This window comes from Peribacillus sp. P4_D6, assembly GCF_056401795.1.
In genome coordinates, this window is sequence record NZ_JBFUIQ010000232.1 from 1 (window position 1) to 3,552 (window position 3,552).

Here is a 3,552-nt window from a genome sequence, read left to right on the forward strand (position 1 = left end):
ATACCAAACAGAATAAAAAGGGACGGGTGTGCGTTTATGGATTACCGACTGGTGAATAATGGACCAGCCTTTTTGGAAGTATTGTCGTTCCTAAAACAAAAAAAAGACCAATAACTAATTGGTAAGATGGAAAGTTGCTCTAGAAACTCGCTTTCCGCGGGCGGTTTTTGCTTTGATGCAGATTGGCAGACAGTCGAGCGGTTAGGGAGCGGACTTCTGAAATCAACTCGAACATTTTTTTGAAGGTTAGTAATTCTGATCGTTGATTTCCACTCCAGGCACTCGCTTTCCGCGGGCGGTCCGGGAGCCTCCTCGGCGCTCTTGCGCCTGTGGGGTCTCCCTTGGACTCGCTTTTCCCGCAGGAGTCTCGCGCCTTCCGTTCCAATCAACTTTGTGTATTAAAAGAAAAAACTGCTGGCTCGTCTTATTCCGAATCCTATTTAAGACTAGTTTATCCTTCAGTTTTTTTTATGTAATCCTTAATGGATGGAAGAAATTTGCGACACTCCTCCTGCCGAATAACTGGCTAGYCGAGACCCCACAGGTTCTTGAGCCGAAGAGACTTGGCAGACAGTCGGCGGAAAGTGAACGGATCTTTGAAATCAACTGCAACTTTTTTCAAATAAGAAAACTGCAGGAAAACTCGTTTTTTTCGAGTTCGCCTGCAGTTTAAAAATTTCATAATAATTTTGTTCTCAAATAACTTTGCACTTCATCCTGCAGCTTGGCATATAAGCTTGTTTCCAATTCAAAATCCTCTTTTTCAAGTATTTCAAATTTTTCAGGCTGATCTAAGTCCATTTCAATCGATACTTTGAATTCATAGGTTGCATTCCCGATTAAATCAATTGAATACGTTTGGCTTTCTACATCATGGTGGACCACGCATTTAACTTTTCCGCCGTTATTGTAGACAGATATTTCACTTTCCAACGCGTTTAACCCAACAGAGCATGTTACTAGGCTAGAAGCCGACATCGCCGTTCCACATGCATTCGTGAAGCCTACTCCACGTTCGAATGTCCGCACATAAATGCTCCCTGGTTCCAACTCTTTCACAAAGCTGACATTGACACCATCAGGGAAAAGTTCATTCGGTTGATTGACCTTTGTTGAAAGTTCTTCCTGCAAATCACTTTGTAAAACATCACTATCGACGAGTGTGATCAAATGTGGATTAGGAACCGCCAATGCCGAAAATAAAAGGGTATCATGAAGTTCCGGCAATGTTTCGTTTTGCAGCTGTTCTTTAGCCAATACAAGAGGTAGATCCTTCACATTAAAACTTACCGGGGAAATTTCCACCTTGAAAGTCGGAATGCCCTCATAAATATCTTCCGTTTTTTCGACTAGTAAATTTGCCTTCATGGTTTCCACGATCATTTTATCTAGCCCCAGAACGTCGTTCGCGTAACGTGCAACACAGCGAAGTCCGTTGCCGCACATCGAGGCTTCCGATCCATCCGCATTAAAGACACGCATCCGGCAATCAGCATGTTCACTTTTCATTACGAACAAAATACCATCCGCTCCGAGCCTCTCCCGATTGCATAGGGCCTTCGCGAAATTTTTCCGCTCTTCTTCCGTAAACGTCAGGGTCGTAGTCAATTCATCAATTATCAAGAAATCATTTCCTGAACCATGGCTTTTTAAACCTTCAATAATCATMCTGTCACATCCTCTAATATGCTGCTTGTCATTTATCATTTTTTTAATATTCTATATCATAGCATTTTGAAGATGGATGTGTCATCGCGTAAATCACATTAAATCCATTTTTTTCGACGAAAAAACCAATAAGAAGAGCGGTTGGAATAAGAATTAACTCATTCCAACCGCTCTTTTGAATTTTAACCGATCATACCAATGATGAAATAGACGATAAACATTCCGGCACTCACATACATCGGGGCTGACACTTCTCTCGCTTTTCCGGTTACAAGCTTCAAGAATGGGTACAGGATGAAACCGAATGCCATTCCATCGGCAATACTGTATGTGAAAGGAATGATCGTGATGATCATGATTGCAGGTATGCTCTCGGTTAAATCACTGAAATTCAGCTTTTTTATGTTTCCGAGCATCAAAATGCCAATGATAATCAAGATGGGGGCAATGGCGCTATCAGGGATTACTTTAATCACCGGTATAAATAACAGTGATAGGATGAATAGCACGCCCGTCACCACTGAAGTAAGACCAGTCCTGCCTCCTGATGCGATTCCAGCTGCCGTTTCTACTGTTGCGACGGTAGGACTCGAACCGAATAAGCCTGATAATAGAACGGACACACTTGTCGCCTGCAGCGACTTTTTATAGGCATCCTGGCGGTTGATACTGTCTACATGCCCGTGTACAAGACCAATATTTTCAAAAACAAGAACCATCGTCATCGCAAATACACTTATCCAGAATTCAATCCGGTTCGCTTCCAAGAACGATAATGAAAAGAAGAGATCGCCGTAGGAAGCTGTGTTAATGCCTGAAAAATGGATTTCCGATAGTTGAACCGTCCCGAACCAATAGGCAATGAGGCTGCCTGCCAKGATGGTTATCATGAAATTACCGGGGATATTCTTGATGAACAGCGTGATTGCCAGTAAAAAGGTCAACACCGTTGCAAACACCGCTGGATCGCTTAAATCTCCCAGTGCGACGATTGATGATGAACCTCTTGTGATGATCCCGCCCTTTTCAAGTCCGATCAGCATCAAGAATAGGCCAAGACCAACAGATATGGCTTCTTTTATCGAACTTGGAATCGAATCACTGATGATTTTGGAGTATTTTGTAAAAGCGATGATTACAAAAATTACCCCTGAGATAAACACAGCACCAAGAGCCGATTGCCATGATAGACCCATTCCTTGAACCATGGTATAAGCAAATAGGGCATTGACGCCCATTCCTGGAACGAGAAGGATTGGGACATTCGCCCAAAGTCCTATCATGACACAGCTTAAAGCAGATAAAAGAATCGTGGCAATCACTGCACCATTAATCGGTATACCCGCTTCCGATAAAATCAGGGAATTCACGATGAGAATATAGACTATCGTAAAATAGCCGACCACTCCAGCAAGGATTTCACGTTTTCCATTCGTTCCATAGTCGGAAAAATGAAAAAACGTTTCCAAGTTTAATTTCTTCATGTTGTATCCTTATCAAATTTATCCCTCGCCCACCCGTTTGTATTAGTGACAAACTACACTTGGCGATTTTAACAAAAAAAAGGATAAAAATAAATAGCAATGATAAAAATTTGAAAAAAACTGTCGGAAATGCTCCCGACAGCCTCGATGAATATATTATTTTTGTTCTTGCGAATAACCATCTACTACCAATTCCAGCTTCCCTGTATCAGGCGAAATGATTAGACCATGCACAGGAATATTTTTAGGAATCAATGGATGTCCTTTAATCACTTCGACGCTGTTCTTACAACTTTCATAAACATCATCAAATCCGCGAAGCCAACTGCGGATATCGATTCCTGCAGCTCCCAGTGTATCGATGGTGCTCTTTGGTATATCACGTTCGATCATCTTGTCC

The 3,552-nt window shown here is 42.1% G+C and carries 3 protein-coding genes; all 3 read right to left on the reverse strand.

All coding sequences use genetic code 11. The features are described 5' to 3' along the window. Positions 1–678 precede the first annotated feature (678 nt). Positions 679–1,668, reverse strand: a complete 990-nt coding sequence (dapF, locus tag AC1DVB_RS25940) for a diaminopimelate epimerase (RefSeq protein WP_268565846.1) — start codon at positions 1,666–1,668, stop codon at positions 679–681. 182 nt (positions 1,669–1,850) lie between these two features. Continuing rightward, complete coding sequence (locus tag AC1DVB_RS25945) at positions 1,851–3,152, reverse strand: NCS2 family permease (protein ID WP_477591661.1); 1,302 nt, start codon at positions 3,150–3,152, stop codon at positions 1,851–1,853. A gap of 156 nt (positions 3,153–3,308) precedes the next feature. Continuing rightward, positions 3,309–3,552: carbonic anhydrase (locus AC1DVB_RS25950; RefSeq protein WP_477591663.1), on the reverse strand; the 244-nt coding region annotated here is incomplete at its 5' end.